At 59.6% G+C, this 18,237-nt stretch carries 16 protein-coding genes; 7 read left to right on the top strand and 9 right to left on the bottom strand.

Annotated elements, in window-relative coordinates; genetic code table 11:
* Positions 1-4: 4 nt before the first annotated feature.
* On the bottom strand, positions 5-910 hold the full coding sequence (locus FHR87_RS08765) for a LysR family transcriptional regulator (protein ID WP_183166346.1): 906 nt from the start codon (positions 908-910) through the stop codon (positions 5-7).
* Between the two features lie 131 nt (positions 911-1,041).
* On the opposite strand from FHR87_RS08765, the gene FHR87_RS08760 reads away from it, so the two are divergent.
* Together FHR87_RS08760 and FHR87_RS08755 are read left to right on the top strand one after the other, a co-directional pair.
* Positions 1,042-2,049, top strand: coding sequence for a zinc-binding alcohol dehydrogenase family protein (locus tag FHR87_RS08760; protein WP_183166345.1), 1,008 nt, complete (start codon positions 1,042-1,044; stop codon positions 2,047-2,049).
* Between the two features lie 338 nt (positions 2,050-2,387).
* Positions 2,388-3,725, top strand: coding sequence for a hemolysin family protein (locus FHR87_RS08755; RefSeq protein WP_183166344.1), 1,338 nt, complete (start codon positions 2,388-2,390; stop codon positions 3,723-3,725).
* A gap of 79 nt (positions 3,726-3,804) precedes the next feature.
* Here the strand turns inward: FHR87_RS08755 and FHR87_RS08750 are convergent, their stop codons facing one another.
* Positions 3,805-4,701: a peptidoglycan DD-metalloendopeptidase family protein gene (locus FHR87_RS08750; RefSeq protein ID WP_183166343.1), complete on the bottom strand. Its 897-nt coding sequence runs from the start codon at positions 4,699-4,701 to the stop codon at positions 3,805-3,807.
* A 258-nt stretch (positions 4,702-4,959) separates the two neighbouring features.
* On the opposite strand from FHR87_RS08750, the gene FHR87_RS08745 reads away from it, so the two are divergent.
* The gene (locus FHR87_RS08745; protein ID WP_183166342.1) at positions 4,960-5,460 is read left to right on the top strand and encodes a transcriptional regulator; all 501 of its coding nucleotides are present in this window, start codon (positions 4,960-4,962) and stop codon (positions 5,458-5,460) included.
* 150 nt (positions 5,461-5,610) lie between these two features.
* Here FHR87_RS08745 and phoU read toward each other — a convergent pair whose 3' ends face one another.
* From phoU to FHR87_RS08715, 6 genes are all read right to left on the bottom strand, one after another.
* A complete protein-coding gene (phoU, locus tag FHR87_RS08740) occupies positions 5,611-6,342 on the bottom strand; it encodes a phosphate signaling complex protein PhoU (protein WP_183166341.1) in 732 nt (243 codons plus the stop codon).
* A 104-nt stretch (positions 6,343-6,446) separates the two neighbouring features.
* Positions 6,447-7,277 carry a phosphate ABC transporter ATP-binding protein PstB gene (gene pstB / locus FHR87_RS08735; RefSeq protein ID WP_183166340.1) on the bottom strand — a complete coding sequence of 277 codons (831 nt, stop codon included), beginning with the start codon at positions 7,275-7,277 and terminating at the stop codon, positions 6,447-6,449.
* Between the two features lie 86 nt (positions 7,278-7,363).
* A complete protein-coding gene (pstA, locus tag FHR87_RS08730; protein WP_183166339.1) occupies positions 7,364-9,040 on the bottom strand; it encodes a phosphate ABC transporter permease PstA in 1,677 nt (558 codons plus the stop codon).
* A 13-nt stretch (positions 9,041-9,053) separates the two neighbouring features.
* Entirely contained in the window at positions 9,054-11,339 is a 2,286-nt protein-coding gene (locus FHR87_RS08725; RefSeq protein ID WP_183166338.1) for an ABC transporter permease subunit, read from the bottom strand.
* A gap of 154 nt (positions 11,340-11,493) precedes the next feature.
* Positions 11,494-12,465, bottom strand: a complete 972-nt coding sequence (locus FHR87_RS08720; RefSeq protein ID WP_183166337.1) for a phosphate ABC transporter substrate-binding protein PstS family protein — start codon at positions 12,463-12,465, stop codon at positions 11,494-11,496.
* 224 nt (positions 12,466-12,689) lie between these two features.
* Positions 12,690-13,781, bottom strand: a complete 1,092-nt coding sequence (locus FHR87_RS08715; protein WP_246335906.1) for a helix-turn-helix transcriptional regulator — start codon at positions 13,779-13,781, stop codon at positions 12,690-12,692.
* Positions 13,782-14,206: 425 nt separating this feature from the next.
* Between FHR87_RS08715 and FHR87_RS08710 the strand changes: the two genes are divergently transcribed.
* The 4 genes from FHR87_RS08710 (at position 14,207) to FHR87_RS08695 (ending at position 17,332) form a co-directional block, all read left to right on the top strand.
* The gene (locus FHR87_RS08710; RefSeq protein WP_183166336.1) at positions 14,207-15,118 is read left to right on the top strand and encodes a glutamate/aspartate ABC transporter substrate-binding protein; all 912 of its coding nucleotides are present in this window, start codon (positions 14,207-14,209) and stop codon (positions 15,116-15,118) included.
* Positions 15,119-15,186: 68 nt separating this feature from the next.
* Positions 15,187-15,936, top strand: a complete 750-nt coding sequence (locus FHR87_RS08705; protein ID WP_183166335.1) for an amino acid ABC transporter permease — start codon at positions 15,187-15,189, stop codon at positions 15,934-15,936.
* Positions 15,933-16,601: an ABC transporter permease subunit gene (locus FHR87_RS08700; protein ID WP_183166334.1), complete on the top strand. Its 669-nt coding sequence runs from the start codon at positions 15,933-15,935 to the stop codon at positions 16,599-16,601. Before FHR87_RS08705 ends, FHR87_RS08700 begins: the two co-directional genes overlap by 4 nt.
* A complete protein-coding gene (locus FHR87_RS08695; protein ID WP_183166333.1) occupies positions 16,598-17,332 on the top strand; it encodes an amino acid ABC transporter ATP-binding protein in 735 nt (244 codons plus the stop codon). Before FHR87_RS08700 ends, FHR87_RS08695 begins: the two co-directional genes overlap by 4 nt.
* 30 nt (positions 17,333-17,362) lie before the next feature.
* Here the strand turns inward: FHR87_RS08695 and FHR87_RS08690 are convergent, their stop codons facing one another.
* The gene (locus FHR87_RS08690; RefSeq protein WP_221189784.1) at positions 17,363-18,073 is read right to left on the bottom strand and encodes a queuosine precursor transporter; all 711 of its coding nucleotides are present in this window, start codon (positions 18,071-18,073) and stop codon (positions 17,363-17,365) included.
* Positions 18,074-18,237: the final 164 nt, after the last annotated feature.

Here is an 18,237-nt window from a genome sequence, read left to right as displayed (position 1 = left end):
AGGTTCACGGATTTCTCGTCAGCTGCGCACAGCGCGCCTTCACCAAGGCATACAGCTGCTGGATCGCCGGTGAGAACTGCTGGCGATGCGGACAGACCAACTGCAACGGCGCCGGTTCACCGCCGCACTGCTCGAGCAGAACCTGCAAACGCCCTTCACGCACGTCCTGGCTGACGTCGAGCCAGGATTTGTAGGCAATACCTTCGCCGGCCAGCGCCCAGCGCCGAACCACTTCGGCGTCGTCGCTGATCATCGATCCGGATACCACTACCTGGCGCTGCGTACCGTTTTCCTGGAATACCCAACGGTCGTGAACCCGGCCACGAATCTGGAACAACAGGCAACGATGTTGTGCCAACGCCGTCAGGGTTGCGGGCTGTCCGTGGTGTTCGAGATAGGCCGGTGCAGCCACCAATACCCGCTGATTGTCCGGGGCCAGAGGCAGGGCGATGAAGCTGGCGTCCGCGATTCGGCCGTAACGGATCGCCGCATCCACCGGCGCGCGGAAGACATCGGCAATCTGGTCCGACAGCAATACCCGCAGGGACAACTGCGGATGGTTGCGCCGCAAGTCGCTCAGCCAGGGCAACAGCAGGTTGCGACCGAAATCAGAGGGCGCAGCGATCTGCAGGGTCCCCTGGAGCTCGGTCTTTTCCCGCTGGAGGCACTGCTGCGCTTCATGCAGGGTATCGAGCATCTTGCGCGCATAGGGCAGGTACTGCTCGCCTTCGGCGGTCAGGCGCAGGCTGCGGGTCGAGCGGGCGAACAGGCGGATATCGAGTTCGCGCTCCAGACGCTTGATCGCCGCGCTGACCTGTGCCGGCAACAGATTCATTTCACGCGCCGCGCCGGAAAAGCTGCCGTGCGCAGTCGTGCGTACGAACAAGGCGAGGTCTTCCAGACGGATCATTTACACTCCTTGAGTGAAAGTGTTGCATGGTCCTATGGCTTTTTACCCGCCTCGATGCACGCGACCATGATCCCCGGCTATCGTGTAGACAAACCACTAGAGAGTTCCAGAGCGATTCAGGGAGATCAAGTATGAAAGCTATCGCCTACCCCCAGCACGGCCTCGCCATCGACGACCCACGTGCGTTGATCGAAATCGAACTGCCCAGGCCCGTACCGGGGCCGCGTGACCTGCTGGTAGAAGTCCGCGCCGTCTCGGTCAATCCGGTCGATACCAAGGTCCGCCGGAACATGGCGGTTAGCGAACCGCGTGTGCTTGGCTGGGATGCCGCCGGCATAGTGCGCGAAGTCGGCGCTGCGGTCAGCCTGTTCAAGCCGGGCGATGAAGTGTTCTACGCCGGATCGCTCACCCGTACCGGCAGCAACAGCGAGTTTCAACTGGTGGACGAACGCATCGTCGGCCACAAGCCAACCGCGATCGGTTTCGCCCAGGCGGCTGCACTGCCACTGACGTCCATCACGGCCTGGGAACTGCTGTTCGATCGGCTCGCCATTGCCGAAAACGGCGGCGATGGCGCAACGCTGCTGATCGTCGGAGCGGCGGGTGGCGTCGGCTCCATGCTGACCCAGCTGGCCCGCCGTTTGACCCGGCTGCAGGTGATCGGCACGGCGTCGCGACCAGAAACCCGCCAGTGGGTCCACGCGCTGGGGGCGCATCAGATCATCGACCATCATCGTCCATTGGTGGAAGAGCTCCAGCGTATCGGCATAAAGGAAGTCGACTACGTGGCCAGCCTGACCCATACGGATGCGCATTATCTGCAACTGATCGAAGTGTTGAAGCCGCAAGGCCATCTGGCCCTGATCGACGACCCCGAACAGCTTGACGTGGCGCCCATGAAACGCAAATGCCTGGCGTTGCATTGGGAATTCATGTTTACCCGCTCGCTGTTCGAGACGGCCGACATGATCCGCCAGCACGAACTGCTGGAGCGCGTTTCCATCCTGATCGACACAGGTGTGCTGCAAACCACCCTGAGCGAACACTTCGGGACCATCACCGTTGCCAATCTGCGCCGCGCCCACGCCTTGCTGGAAAGCGGCAAGGCAAAGGGAAAAATCGTGCTAGAAGAATTTTGACGCCCGGGCACGCAACCCGAACAGCTGACAAAGAGACAAGTGCTCAATCAGGCAGCCGCAGCAGTCCACCTGATATCGCGTCATACTTGAGCGCTGCGATGGGCAGCGCAGGCAAGCGGGAACCGTTATATCAGGCGTGACGCGCCCCCGGTCACGGCTGACCGGAGAAGTGCCGCAAGCATACAGGGCACCCCGGATGCAAAAGATCGGGCGACGGTGAAAGTCCCGGGAATTACCGAAACAAATCGGTTTATATCCACGAACCGGAATCGTTCCTCTTGCATAAAAAAGGTACAGCCTTCATCTTGCGGACGTAACCTTCACTCATCGACGCATCCATGGACCCTTCTCCCAGCTCGACCCTCACCTATTACGCCGATATCGGCCTGCTGTTGTTCGCCTTCTTCCTCGTCCTGCTCAACGGATTCTTCGTTGCAGCCGAGTTCGCCATGGTCAAGCTGCGCGCGACCAAGGTGGAAGCCATCGCTGCCCGGCACGGCTGGCGCGGCAATATCCTGCGCAAGGTACACGGCCAACTGGATGCCTACCTGTCAGCCTGTCAGCTAGGCATTACCCTGGCATCGCTAGGGCTCGGCTGGGTCGGCGAACCGGCTTTCGCCCATCTGCTCGAACCCTTGATGGTCAAGCTGGGCATCACCTCGGAAGCGCTCATCCATAGCGCTGCCTTCATCGCTGCCTTTTTCATCATTTCCTACCTGCATATCGTGATCGGCGAGCTGGCACCGAAATCCTGGGCGATCCGCAAGCCGGAATTGCTGTCGCTATGGACGGCCGTTCCGCTGTACCTGTTCTACTGGCTGATGTTTCCTGCGATCTGGCTGCTCAACGCCAGCGCCAACGCCATCCTGCGCATCGTCGGCCAGGGTGAGCAGGAAGGACTCCACGAGCATCATTACAGCCGCGATGAGCTGAAGCTGATCCTTCACTCCAACCGCGCCCACGATCCAACCGACCAGGATATGCGGGTGCTGGCTTCGGCAGTGGAGCTGGGCGAGCTGGAAGTAGTGGACTGGGCCAATTCCCGCGAGGATCTCGTCTCCCTGGAGCGTAATTCACCGCTCGATGAAGTGTTCAGCGTCTTCCGTCGACACAAGTACAGTCGTTATCCCGTCTATGACGAGGCCACCAACGATTACGTCGGCGTGCTGCATATCAAAGACCTGCTGCTGCACCTTTCCCTGCTGGAAATGCTGCCCACAGCGCTAAAACTGGACGATTTGCTACACCCGATCGAGCGTGTTTCCAAGCACATGCCGCTGTCCGAGCTGCTGGACCGCTTCCGCCAGGGCGGCTCGCATTTTGCGCTGGTCGAGGAAGGCGACCGCAAGGTGATCGGCTATCTGACCATGGAGGACGTGCTGGAAGCGCTGGTCGGCGATATCCAGGACGAGCACCGCAAGGCCGAGCGCAGCATCCTCGCCTATCAGCCCGGCAAGCTGCTGGTACGCGGCGATACCCCCCTGTTCAAGATCGAACGCCTGCTGGGCGTGGATCTGGACGATATCGAGGCGGAAACCCTGGCCGGCCTCATCTACGAAACGATGAGAAAAGTCCCGGAACCGGACGACGTGACCCAGGTTGCCGGCCTGCGCATCATCGTCAAGAAGATGAAAGGACCGAAGATCGTCCTGGCAAAGGTGCTGAAGCTGGACTGAAAAGGCCATTCAGTCTCGAGTAAGGCTTTATCGCTCAAGCTTTTTCTTTGCGTTTACCTGCAACCTGTGGCCTGCCACCTTATTCTCCCCCCACCGCGAAGTTCGGCAGGCTATCCACCGCCTGGGCGAACTCGAAGGGGATGGATAACAATTCCCCACCGACGTTGCGCTGCACGACGAAGTGCAAGTGCGGCCCGGTGCTGTTGCCGGTATTGCCGGAGCGCGCGATAGGTTGGCCAACCTCGACCAACTGGCCTTCCCGAACGCTGACCGAGCCGTGCATCAAGTGCAGATAGACACTCATCGTGCCATCGTCATGCAGCACGCGCACGAAGTTGCCGGATGGGTCACGGCCTTTGCCGCTCTGGTCGTTTTCGATCTTCACCACCGTGCCGGCGCGCGCGGCGACGATCCGTGTCCCTTCCGGCATGGCGATATCCAGCGCGTAACGGCCCTTGGGCGTGAAGTGGCTGTACTGGCCGTTGGCGCCCTGGGTCAGGCGAAACGGACCACCCCGCCAGGGCAGGGGGTAGCGGTAGGCCGAAGGCTGCAAACGCGGGTCCCCCAGCGAATGGTGCAGTTTCGGCGTATAGAACATCGGCTGGCTTGCATCGCGGGGCATCAGTGCGGCCAGGCGGACCCGGCTGCGTGGAGCCAGTACCAGATGGATAGGCTTGCCTAATGCACCGTCGACATTGCGCACGTTGGTGAGCTTGAACTCGACATTCACCGGCGCAAACAAATCGTTACGCACCGAGAGAATTTCGCCATCGCCTTGTTTGCTCGTTTCCAGGCGAACCTGAGTATCGAAGCGCTCGACCATGCGATCCCGGAAGACGAATATCTGCGCACCGGATACGGGGCGATCACCATAAGTCACCACACCGTTGGCGTCGGTGTACTTGTAGATGGTCAAGGCAGGGGTTGGAGTGGCCAGTACAGCCAGAAAACCGAGAAGAAGGATTCGCTTCAGCATGACTGCAATCTGAAGGTTGAAAATTCGCAGCGGACACTAACAGCGCCATCAGCTCCAGGCGAGCGACCGACGCTCCCAATGTGAAGTCGGTCGTTCTTTCACCGTTTTTCAAGACGCCCAAAGCGTCATGCCCATCGGCCATGCTGAATCAGTCATTACCGCACAACCCAACCAAAGTCAGCCAACCAGTCGCCCAAGGCGATCTAGACTATCTACCGTAAATCACTGAAAGATCTTATCCGTAAACAAGGAACCCGCATGTCCAAGCGCTCTCTCTTCGCCCTGCTCGCCTTTGCCAGCCTGCCCCTGTTCGCCGTCGCCGACGACGAGCCGACCACCAAGCAAGTCATGCAGGAAAACAAGTCCGCCATCCAGAATCGGATCGCCGACATCGACTATCGGCGCAAGCAGATCGTCGAGGCCAACATGAATCTGTCTGCCCAGGAGGGCGAGGCATTCTGGCCGATCTACAACACCTATCGCACCGAGGCGGACAAGCTGAGCAAGGAGGCCATCGCCCTGATACTCGACTATGCTCGCGTCTACGATACGGATTCGGTGAATGACGAAACCGCCGCCAAGCTGCAGAAAAGGCTGCTCGATCTGCAGGACGATCGCCAGGAGCTGAAAGAAAAATATGCCAAGCGTATTGCCAAGGAAGTCTCGCCGAAGCGCTCACTGCGCTTCCTGCAAATAGAAGATCAGCTCGACGCCATCAGCCTGCTGGCCAACACTCGCGATATTCCACTGGTCGAGTGACCGCTGCCACCCCGAATCCTTGCCTCAAGGCCTTGGATTTCGGGTGAAGCGGGGTGTCTGGCTATCGGCACCCCGCTTCAAGGCAGACTCCCGGTTCAGGGATGACCTGCATGGCTGCAGAGACTCCCTGGTATCGGCACAAGGCCCAGCTCAAGCCTTGTCTTGCAGGATGCCCTCGACCTCTTTGCGCTTTTCTTCCATTTTCATATGACGGACATCGGTGCCACGAATCAGGTAGATGACCAGCTGGGCGATATTGCGTGCATGGTCACCGATCCGCTCCAGTGAACGCAGTGCCCAGATCACGTTGAGCACGCGAGAGATCGAGCGCGGGTCTTCCATCATGTAGGTCGCCAGTTCGCGCAGGGCCGTCTTGTACTCGCGGTCGACATTCTTGTCGTACTGCACGACCGACAATGCCAGTTCGGCGTCGAAGCGGGCAAAGGAGTCCAATGCTTCCTGCACCATCTTGCGCACCTGCTCGCCGATATGACGAACCTCCACGTAGCCACGCGGTGCCTCGCCCTCCTCGCTCAGCAGGATGGCGCGTTTGGCAATCTTGGTCGCCTCGTCGCCGATCCGCTCCAGGTCGATCACCGATTTGGAAATGCTGATGATCAAGCGCAGATCCGACGCCGCCGGCTGGCGCCGGGCGAGGATGCGTACGCATTCCTCGTCGATGTTGCGCTCCATCAGGTTGATCTGGTCATCAATGTCCCGCACCTGCTCGGCCAGCCCCGAGTCAGCCTGGATCAGCGCATTGACGGCATCGTTCACCTGCTTCTCGACCAGACCGCCCATGGCCAGCAGATGGCTGCGAACCTCTTCCAGCTCGGTGTTGAACTGCTGGGAAATATGTTGCGTGTGGCTGTCTTTGTTCATCGTCAAAACTCCAAGAGCCGTTGAAGACTGGCGGCTGAAGGCTGGACGAAAAAGCCGCTTCGCCCAACCTTCAGCCGCCAGCGCCTTTGATCGTGCTGTTACCGTTAACCGTAACGGCCCGTGATGTAGTCTTCCGTCTGCTTCTTCGCCGGATTGGTGAACAGCGTATCGGTGTCGCCGTATTCGATCAGCTTGCCCATGTACATGAAGGCCGTGTAGTCGGACACCCGCGCTGCCTGCTGCATGTTGTGGGTGACGATGACGATGGTGTACTTGGATTTCAGCTCGTAGATCAGCTCCTCGACCTTGAGCGAGGAGATCGGATCGAGCGCTGAGCTGGGTTCGTCGAGCAGCAGTACTTCCGGCTGCACGGCGATGGTACGAGCAATCACCAGGCGCTGCTGTTGGCCGCCGGACAAGCCCAGTGCCGACTCGTGCAGGCGATCCTTCACTTCGTCCCACAGCGCTGCGCCCTTGAGCGCCCATTCGACGGTTTCGTCGAGCACGCGCTTCTGCTTGATACCCTGGATGCGCAGACCGTAGATCACATTCTCGTAGATGCTCTTGGGAAACGGATTGGGCTTCTGGAATACCATGCCGACCCGCCGGCGCAGATCGGTCACATCTTCACCTTTGCGGTAGATGTTGTGACCGTCGAGATTGATCTCACCCTCGATGCGACAACCGTCGACCAGATCGTTCATCCGGTTGAAACAGCGCAAGAGCGTGGACTTGCCGCAACCGGACGGACCGATGAAGGCCGTCACGCGCTGCCGGGAGATCGGCATGCAGACATCGAACAGCGCCTGCTTGTGTCCGTAGAACAGGTTCAGGTGATTGACCTGGATGGCTACCGACTCGCTTTCCAGATTCAGATTGCGCTTGTCCCGCCCGAGAGCGGAGATGTCGATGCCGTGGCTGGACATTTCTGACATGAGAATACCTCCGTAGGTCGCTGGAGGCTGGCGGTTGGACGAAAAAGCGACTCGTCCAGCCTCCAGCGCGTTATCCGACTCCTGGTTTAGTGGTCCAGAGCTTTGTACTTTTCCCGCAGGTGGTTGCGGATATAGACCGCCGACAGGTTCAACAACGCGATAACCAGCACCAGCAGCAGTGCCGTAGCGTAGACCAGCGGACGCGCAGCCTCGACATTGGGGCTCTGGAAACCGACGTCGTAGATATGGAAGCCCAGGTGCATGATCTTCTGGTCCAGGTGTAGGTACGGGTAGTTGCCATTCAGTGGCAGCGACGGTGCCAGCTTGACCACCCCGACCAGCATCAGCGGCGCTACTTCGCCGGCAGCACGCGCCACAGCCAGAATCAGGCCAGTCATCATCGCCGGGCTGGCCATGGGGATGACCACGCGCCAGAGGGTTTCCGACTTGGTCGCGCCAAGCGCCAGCGAACCTTCGCGGATCATCCGCGGGATGCGCGCCAGACCTTCTTCGGTAGCGACGATCACCACTGGCAGGGTCAGGATCGCCAGGGTCACCGATGCCCACATCAGGCCCGGCGTGCCAAAGGTCGGTGCCGGCAAGGCTTCGGGGAAGAACAAGCGATCGATGGAGCCGCCCAACACGTAGACGAAGAAGCCCAGGCCGAACACACCGTAGACAATTGCCGGTACGCCGGCCAGGTTGTTCACCGCAATGCGGATTACGCGGGTCAGCCAGCCTTGCTTGGCATATTCGCGCAGGTAGACGGCCGCGACCACCCCGAATGGCGTGACGATCACTGCCATGATCAGGGTCATCAGCACCGTACCGAAGATCGCCGGGAAGACCCCGCCTTCGGTGTTCGCCTCGCGTGGCTCGTCGCTGACGAATTCCCAGAGCTTGACGAAATAATGGCCCAGTTTCGCCGGCAGCGACATGGCGTTCGGCTGGAAGGCGCGCACGATCTTGGCGACCTGGATTTCCTGCTCGCGACCATCGGTAGTGCGCATCGTCATGCTGTCGCGGGACAACTCGCGGTGCAGTTCCGTCAGTTGCGACTCCAACGCCTGGTAGCGGATATCCCATTCGGCCCGCCGGGCCTGGAGATCGGCTTCGACAGCCGCATCCAAGCGGCCTTTCAGTTCCAGCGAACGACGCTCCAGACGCAGTCGTTCCAGGCCATGGTTGATATGGCCGATGTCGCCCCGTTCAAGAATGGCGAGTCGCTCGATCAGTTCGTTGGTTCGCTCGATACGCTTCAACAGCTCGGGCATGATTGCGGCGCCTTCGGCAACCACCTGGCCGTTTTCCTTGAGCGCCAGTGGATAACCGTAGAAATTGCCCCACTCGCGGCGCTCCAGGACGACCAGACCATCCGGTTTCTGCTGATTGCTCAGCCATTCGCCGATCAGCCAGGTGAAATCGGCGCCGTAGATTTCCCGGTTGCCGACCTTGAGCAACTCGCGGGTCATGAATTCACCACCCACGGCTTCTACCGGCAGGCCGGAAGCAGCCAGGCGCGCACGCGGCACCTGTTCCGCCTCGACCACCTCGCCGGCAATCAAGCGGCTCTCCTGACCCGGCACACGGTATTCAGCCTCGATGACATCAGCTGGCCAGAAATGCCCCAGGCCGCGTACGGCGATCAACGACAGCAGGCCCAGCGTCATGAGTACGGCGATGGTCACCGCCCCGGCATTCATCCAGATCCAGGGGGCACCGCTCCTGAACCAGGTTTTCAGGTCTTTCTGCTTTGCGGACATAAGCTTCCCTGCCTCAGAGCGATGCATATTTGCCGCGCAGACGCTGACGAATCAGCTCTGCCAGCGTGTTCATCACGAAAGTGAAGGTCAGCAGTACCAGTGCCGCCAGGAACAACACGCGGTAATGGCTGCTGCCAACTTCGGATTCGGGCATTTCCACCGCGACGTTAGCCGCCAGGGTGCGCAGACCTTCGAAGATATTCATATCCATGATCGGCGTGTTGCCGGTGGCCATCAGCACGATCATGGTCTCGCCGACCGCACGGCCCATGCCAATCATCAATGCCGAGAAGATGCCCGGGCTGGCGGTGAGAATCACCACGCGGCTCAGGCTCTGCCAGGGTGTGGCACCCAGCGCCAGCGAGCCCAGGGTCAGGCTCCGGGGGACGCTGAAAATGGCGTCTTCGGCGATCGAATAAATGTTCGGGATCACCGCAAAACCCATGGCCAGCCCCACTACCAGGGCATTGCGCTGGTCGAAGGGAATGCCCATGTCGTTGGTCAGCCACAGGCGCATGTCGCCACCGAAGAACCAGTTTTCCAGGTAACCGCTCATGGACAGCGAGAAGAAGCCCACCAGCAACACCACCGGCATCAGCAGCGCGCTTTCCCAACCGTCCGGCACTCGCAGGCGCAGGCTTTCCGGTGCACGGCTCCATAGCCAGGCGGCGCACAGGATACCGAGCGGCGTCAGCAGCAACAGGCTGAAGATGCCTGGCAGGTTGCTTTCCACATAGGGCGCCAGAAACAGGCCGGCGAAGAAACCGAGGATGACCGTCGGTAACGCTTCCATCAATTCGATGACCGGCTTGACCTTGCGGCGCATCGTCGGCGCCATGAAGTAGGCCGTGTAGATCGCCGCGCAAATCGCCAGCGGTGCAGCCAGCAACATGGCGTAGAAGGCTGCCTTCAGGGTGCCGAAGGCCAGCGGCGCCAGGCTCAGTTTGGGTTCGAAATCGGTATTGGCCGCAGTGGACTGCCAAACGTAGCGCGGCTGGTCGTAGCTCTCGTACCAGACTTTGCCCCACAGGGCACTCCAGGAAATTTCCGGGTGCGGGTTGTGGATATCGATCCGGCGGAATTGCCCGCCGTTTTCCACCAGCAGCAGATCGGCGCGCGGCGACAACGTACCGAGCGCGGTGTTTTCAGCATCCGTGATCGGCTCGACCAGCAAGGTGCGGTGGGCGGTACTATGGAAGATACCCAGATTGCCCGCCGAATCCAGCGCCAGGAAACCCTTGCGGCGCTGTTCGGGAATGATCTGGACAATCGGCTTGCCCGCCAGGTTGAAGCTGCGGATCAGCTTCAGTTCGGGTTTGCCGTTGGCATCGCGCACCATGAACCACTGGCCGATGGTACCGGCCGAGTCGCCAACCATCAGCGAGATCCCGCCCAGCAGCGGACTGGCAGTGGTAACTGCGCCCGCACTGGTCAGCGTGTAACGGCCGTTGAGCTGCTTGCGGTTCAGGTCTATGACGTTCACGTGCGTGTTGCCATGAAAGGCATACAGCCATTGCTGGCGCGGATCGACCAGGATGCTTTCGATAGGCTCGGCCAGTTGCGGCAGCTCCAGACGTTCCTCATCGATGCTGGTCTCGCCGGTCAGCAGATTCTCAGTGCTGGAAAGGCTCAGCGCATGCAACTGAGTGCCGGTCGCAGCAGCCAGCACCAGAGAGGAACCATTCACACTGAAACCGATCTGTTCGAGCGGACGCCCCTGCGTGTCGAGGCTGATGGGTACCTGGCCGAAAGGATAGGAAAGCTGCGGAGTGATGGCTCTGCGATTATCTGGATAGGTGACCTTATAGTCATGCTGGACCACCAGCGCCTGACCGTTGCTCAGGCCGAGAACCAGACGATGGCTGCCGGGCGTATCCTCGCCGAACGAAACGACTTGGGTACCCTCCGGCAACGGCAGGGCCATGCGGGCGATGGATTCACCGCTGGTGACATCGAAGAACTGTATCTGACCGTCCTTGCCCAGGCGCATGGCGACCTGATTCTGCTCTTCCACGCTCAGCAGCAAGGGCTCGCCGGCCGCCGCCAGCCAGGCCGGCTTGATCGATTCATGGGAGGCGATCTTCGCCCCTTGAAACATCGGCATCACCACCTGCCCAAGATAGAAGAAGATCAGGGTAATGGCCGCCAGGACAGCCATTCCACCGATGGTGATATACCAGCGAGCGAAGCGGTCTTTGAGCGTGCGGATCCGGCGTTGGCGCCGCAGGGCCGGCGTATTGAAATCCAGCCGGTTGGTGCTTGGCCGGGCATCCATGTGTTCGTTAGCCAGGTTAGTCATGCCAAAAGTCCCAGGCTGGATTCGGAATGGTCGATGTAGATCGGGTACATGACAGAAAAGTTACAGTACTCAAGCATGAAAAAGCCCCCTGACATCAAGGATGCCAGTGGGCAAAACGCTGGCCCCATCGCTGCCGATGGGGCCGGGTCAGACATTATAACCCCAGGTCTTTCAGGGTCTTGTCGACTACTTTCTTCGGCAGCGGAATATAGCCGTCCTTGACGACCACTTCCTGGCCTTGTTTGGAAAGCACCAGCTTGGCGAATTCAGCTTCGAGCGGGCTCAAGGGCTTGTTCGGCGCCTTGTTCACATAGACATAGAAGAAGCGGGCCAGCGGATACTTGCCGGACAGGGCATTGGCCTCGCTGGCCTCTTCGATTTCCCCACCTTTCTTGGCCACCAGCGGCACGGCGCGCACGCTGGCAGTGCGGTAACCGATACCCGAATAGCCGATGGCATTGACGGTGCCGGAGATGGACTGCACCACCGAAGCCGAACCCGGTTGCTCGTTCACGTTGGCCTTGAAGTCACCCTTGCACAGCGCTTCTTCCTTGAAGTAGCCGTAGGTACCGGAGACCGAGTTACGACCGAACAGCTGGATCGGCTTGCTGGCCCATTCGCCGCTCAGGCCCAGGTCGCCCCAGGTCTTGAGGTCCTTTTCGCCGCCGCACAGACGGGTATTGGAGAAAATTGCATCGACCTGTTTGATATCCAGGCTCTTGATCGGGTTGTCCTTGTGGACGAACACGGCAAGGGCATCGATGGCGACCGGAATCGCGGTCGGCTTGTAGCCATACTTGTGCTCGAAGGCCTGCAGCTCGTTATCCTTCATCGCGCGGCTCATCGGACCCAGGTTGGCGGTCCCTTCGGTCAGTGCCGGCGGCGCGGTGGAAGAACCGGCGGCCTGGATCTGCACATTTACGTTCGGATAGGTGCGTTTGAACTCTTCGGCCCAGAGCGTCATCAGGTTAGCCAGGGAATCGGAGCCGACACTGGAGAGGTTGCCGGAAACACCGGAGGTCTTTTCATAGCTCTTCAGCGCCGGATCGACGGCGGCGCTGGCACTGGCAGAGACAATCCCGGCTGCGACGAAAGTCAGGGTCGCCATCAAACGGTTCAGCTTCATTCACCTTGCTCCTTGCGGGGATGTAACAGGTCATTGGCAGCCAGTATCGGCAGGCCCCGTGAAGACTCTATGACCGAAATATGACAAAAAGATTACAGCCGACCGGCACCCCGGGCACGGGCAGGCATGTCGCCAGCCAGTCGAAGGTTCAGGCACGACGAACCGGCTCTGCATGCAGCAATTGCGTCGCACAGTCATCGCCTTACTGGCACAGAGCCTGGTTGTCAGGCACCCAGGCGAGCGAACAATCCCACCAACTCTACCTGCCGTTCAGTCTCGGTCTTGCGGAACAGGCTGCGCAGTTGGGTGCGTACGGTATTGATCGAGATACCCAGGCGTGCAGCGCATTCCTCGGGGGGAAGGCCCTGAGCGATCAACTCGGCCAGCCGGATCTCGGCCGAGGTCAACCGAAACAGGTCGACCAGCAATTGCATTCGGGGCCGATTCTCCAGCAGGGCAACCATCACCAGTGGCTTCTGGAACGGCAGATTGAAGCGGGTCTCGGCATTCACAGGCGTGATCAGTAACTCGCGGCACCCGTTATCGGACAGACGCAACCAGCCAGCCCGAGCGGGCCCCTGCTTACCGCCAGCGACCTGGATCATGGCCCTCAGCACGCTGGCGGACTGACGCGCCAGCAGCTGGTTCTGGCGCAGATACAGGGGAAATGCCGGCTCGCGCAAATGCTGCTCGGCGGCATGGTTGCAAAAGAATAGTTGGCCTTGGGCATCCACCAGCCAGAGTGGCGTCCGGTGCTGGTTCAGCAGTAGATCACGTTTGCCGATGCCCAGCTCCAGTTGCTGGACATGCTCGAACAAACGCCCGGCCATCACCAGATGACGGGATAGCCGTTGCAGCAGTTGCTGCTGTTCCTGGCCCGGCACAGCGGCATTGATGGCTGAAAGCAGGGATAGATAGGCTCCGCGATTGTCGAGTTCATACAGCTTGATGCAGGAAATTCCACCCATGCCATAAGGCCTCATGAAATCCTGATAGAACTGGTCGCCGGCAATACGCCTGGCCCCGAACTCCTCGACATCGTGATACCAGTGTCCGGCACGGCGAGGAGCCATGAAATTCCGACAGGGATCAAGCGTTGCATAGTAGGTGTTATAGGCAGCCACGGCATCGATCGGGCAGTGCCCGACATCTATCCGCGGCATCTCGCCGGTTTTACTGTTCCAAAACAAAATAGTGGAATGAGCTCGCCCCGTCGCCGATGCCAGACTCGCCAGTAGTCGCACCCAGGCCCCTTCGTCCAGCACGCACTCGTAAGTAAGAGCAACCAGCTCGTCGTACTGCATTTCCTTGTTCAAAGCGCTCTTCCCTGGCTTTCGTAATGTTTCTTCAGTCCTTAATGGCGTGTCGCGATTGCCCAGTGTATGTCCATCGGGCAATCGCGCATGCCGACAGAGACCAGATGCCAGTACCCGTATCAACCCTGGTCAGCATTTCCCTTTACGGCTTCAGAACACACGACAAGCGAGTCTGCCGGTCCGGCACAACGGCTGCATGGCGATGATAGTGTGCCGCTGAGTCTACACTCGGCAGCAGGACCGCTATATTCATGGGGTATGCTTGGCTGCCGCTTCGATTATCGCGACCCATGCCGCAGTGAATCAAACAGTGATTTCCGGAAAACCGGTGCTTTCCGGCAGTTGAACTGTCTTCGAATGCAAGAGACCAAATCGACGGACGGTCTGTCGCCGCCAGTCACCATAACGAGTAGAGGAAAACACTCATGCGTATCGCCACTTGCCTGCTGAGCAGCGCCATCGCCCTGACCCTGTCGTCCGGCATGGCTTGCGCTGCAGAAGAACTCACCGGCACGCTGAAGAAGATCAAGGACTCCGGAACCATCACCCTTGGCCACCGCGACGCCTCCATTCCCTTTTCCTACCTGGGCGGCAGCTCGCGCGAGCCGATCGGTTATTCCCATGACCTGCAACTGAAGGTCGTCGAAGCGCTGAAAAAACAGCTCGATGCACCGAACCTGAAACCCCGCTACACGCTGGTCACCTCGCAGACGCGGATTCCGCTGGTACAGAATGGCACCGTCGATCTCGAATGTGGCTCCACCACCAACAACCTGGAGCGGCAGAAGCAGGTGGACTTTTCTGTCGGCATCTTCGAGGTCGGTACTCGTCTACTGACCCAAAAGACTTCCGGCATCAACGATTTTCCCGATCTCAAGGGCAAGAACGTAGTGACCACCGCCGGTACCACCTCCGAGCGAATACTGCGCTCGATCAACACCGAGCAGAACCTGGGCATGAAGATCGTCTCAGCCAAAGATCACAGCGAGGCGTTTTTGATGCTCGAATCCGGCCGCGCCGTGGCCTTCATGATGGATGACGCCCTGCTCGCCGGAGAAATGGCCAAGGCGCGCAAGCCCGATGACTGGGCCGTGGTCGGCAAGCCACAGTCTCACGAAATTTACGCCTGCATGCTGCGCAAGGGAGATGCAGCCTTCAAGAAAGCGGTCGACGATGCCATCATCGCCACCTACACGTCTGGTGAGATCAATGACATTTATGCCAAGTGGTTCACCCACCCGATTCCACCGAAAGGCCTGAATCTAAATTTCCCCATGAGCGACGAGCTCAAGCAATTGATCGCCGAGCCAAGCGATAAATCCGCCGAAGAGCTGTAACCCGCCTTTGCGTGCCGGAATACGCCGGCGCGGTATTCACCTTTGCGTCTGATTGGAGGGAAACCCCCATGGATTACAACTGGGACTGGGGCGTCTTCTTCAGGGAAACCACCTTCGAACCCGGCGAGATCTACCTCGACTGGTTCATCTACGGACTCGGCTGGACCATCGCCATTGCCCTGGTCGGCTGGGCCATCGCCCTGCTGCTGGGCTCGCTGCTCGGCGTGCTGCGCACCGTGCCGAACCGCTGGCTGTCCGGCATCGCCACCGTCTACGTGGAAATCTTTCGCAATGTGCCACTGCTGGTGCAACTGTTCATCTGGTACTTCCTGATTCCGGATTTGCTGCCCGAGCCGCTCCAACAATGGTACAAACTGGACCTCAGTCCGGCCGCCTCGGCCTATTTGAGCGTGGTCATCTGCCTGGGCCTGTTCACTGCAGCACGGGTCTGTGAACTGGTCCGCACCGGCATCCAGGCGTTACCCAAAGGCCAGAGCTCCACTGCCCTGGCATTGGGCTTCCGGCTGCCGCAGATCTATCGCCAGGTGCTGCTGCCACAGGCGTTTCGCATCATCATTCCGCCGCTTACGTCGGAATTTCTCAATATCTTCAAGAATTCCTCGGTAGCCTCGCTGATCGGCCTGATGGAACTACTGGCACAAACCCGGCAGACGGCTGAGTTCACCGCCAATCTGTTCGAAGCCTTCATTCTCACCACGCTGATCTACTTCAGCCTGAACATGAGCCTGATGCTGCTGATGCGCTATGTGGAGAAAAAAGTCGCCGTGCCGGGACTGATCGCCATGGGGGGCAAGTGATGGACTTCAGCCCGATCCCCAATGAACTCCCGGCCATGTGGGAAGGCATGCAACTGACGCTGAAGATGACCGTTCTTGGCGTGCTGGGCGGCGTTCTGTTCGGCACCCTGCTGGCGCTGCTGCGGCTGTCGCACAACCGGCTGCTGGCGGGAATCGCGACCGGCTACGTGAATATCTTCCGCTCCATTCCGCTGCTGCTGGTGATCATCTGGTTCTATCTGGCAGTGCCTTTCGTACTGCGCTGGATCACCGGCGCGGATACGCCAGTCGGTGCCTTCGCCTCGTGCCTGACAGCATTCATCATGTTCGAGGCAGCGTTCTTCTGCGAGATCGTCCGCGCCGGCATCCAGTCGATTCCCCGGGGCCAGGTCAGCGCGGCCCAAGCGCTGGGCATGAGCTACGGGCAGAGCATGCGCCTGGTGATCCTGCCCCAGGCATTTCGCAAGATGACGCCACTGCTCCTGCAGCAGAGCATCATCCTGTTCCAGGATACCTCGCTGGTGTACAGCGTGGGCTTGATGGATTTTCTCAACACAGCCCGCTCGCGTGGCGACAACATCGGCCAGCCTCATGAATTCCTGATCTTTGCCGGCCTGGTGTACTTTCTCATCAGCTTCGCCGCTTCGCGGTTGGTCAAGCACCTGCAAAAAAGGCTAGCGGTATGATTTCTATCGATAAAGTGAGCAAATGGTACGGTGACTTCCAAGTCCTGACCGATTGCACGACCCAGGTCCAGAAGGGTGAAGTGGTCGTGGTCTGCGGCCCGTCCGGCTCCGGCAAGTCCACACTGATCAAATGCATCAACGCGCTGGAGCCGTTCCAGAAAGGCGATATCGCGGTCGACGGCGTCTCGCTGGCCAACCCGAAGACCGATCTGCCGAAATTACGCGCGCGGGTGGGCATGGTGTTCCAGCACTTCGAACTGTTCCCGCACTTGTCGATCATCGACAACCTGACCATCGCACCAGTCAAGGTGTTGGGCCGCGACAAGACAGAAGCGGTCGCGAAAGGGCATCAACTGCTCGAACGGGTTGGCCTCAAGGATCACGCCAGCAAGCATCCCGGCCAGCTTTCCGGCGGCCAGCAGCAGCGTGTGGCCATCGCCCGGGCACTGGCGATGGACCCGATCGTGATGCTGTTCGACGAACCGACTTCGGCGCTGGACCCGGAAATGGTCAACGAGGTGCTGGATGTGATGGTGCAACTGGCCCAGGAAGGCATGACCATGATGTGCGTGACCCACGAGATGGGCTTTGCACGCAAGGTCGCCAGCCGCGTGATCTTCATGGACCAGGGAAAGATCATCGAGGACTGCGCCAAGGAATCCTTCTTTGGCGATACCACTGCGCGCAGCGAACGTGCCCAGCAGTTTCTCGCCAAGATCCTGCAGCACTGAGCAAGACGGAGGCTGGACGGAGGTTCAGCCTCAGCTCTTCAACCGGAACGGGTTGAAGTTGGTATCCCGGTCGTAATAATCCTCGTTTTCCTTGTGCTTGAGAAAGGCGACGACCCGGTAGGTCACCGGCGTCATCACCACTTCCCAGGCCGTCTTCAGGACATACTGCGCCACGATCACCGTCAGCAATTGATCGTTCGGCCAGATACCGGCAAAGGCGATCACATAGAACAAGCTCGAATCCACCAGCTCGCCACATAGGGTCGAACCGATGGTGCGCATCCATAAGGATCGTCCTTGCATCCAGACTTTCATGCGCGCCATCACATAGCTGTTGACGAAACTGCCACACCAGAACGCAATCACCGAACCGGCCACGATGCGCGGCGTATTGCCGAACACCGCCTCCAGATGCACCTGATAGCCGGCATTGAACGGATCGGCAGCAGAGGGCAACACCAGCACGGTCGCCGACATGAACGCCGCGAACACCAGCGCGGCAAAACCCGCCCAGATCACACGCCGGTCACGGCCATAGCCATACACTTCGGTGAGTATGTCGCCGAAAACGTAGGAAATGGGGAAAAACAGCACACCTGCGGCAAAGGTGACAGTACCCAGTAACGGCAGCGTCACTTGCGCCACCTTGGCCGCCCCGATGAGGTTGGAACACAGCAACACCGCGACAAACGCGGCCATCACGAAGTCGTAGTAGCGGTAAGTGGGGCCAGAGGCTGCCATGGATGTCATCCGAGTCGGTGATGCTGCGTTTCTCACCTTACGTTACGTTTGGAGCCACCAAACATGGCGGCTCGCGCCTTGCCTTATACAAAAATGGGCTCGGCGCGGCCGTGTCGGTAGCGTCAACAGGCCCTAACGCACACTGCAATCGCCTGAAGCCACCA

The organism is Azomonas macrocytogenes, from assembly GCF_014191985.1.
Classification (GTDB): domain Bacteria; phylum Pseudomonadota; class Gammaproteobacteria; order Pseudomonadales; family Pseudomonadaceae; genus Azomonas; species Azomonas macrocytogenes.
This window is presented reverse-complemented; position numbering and strand designations above follow the sequence as displayed.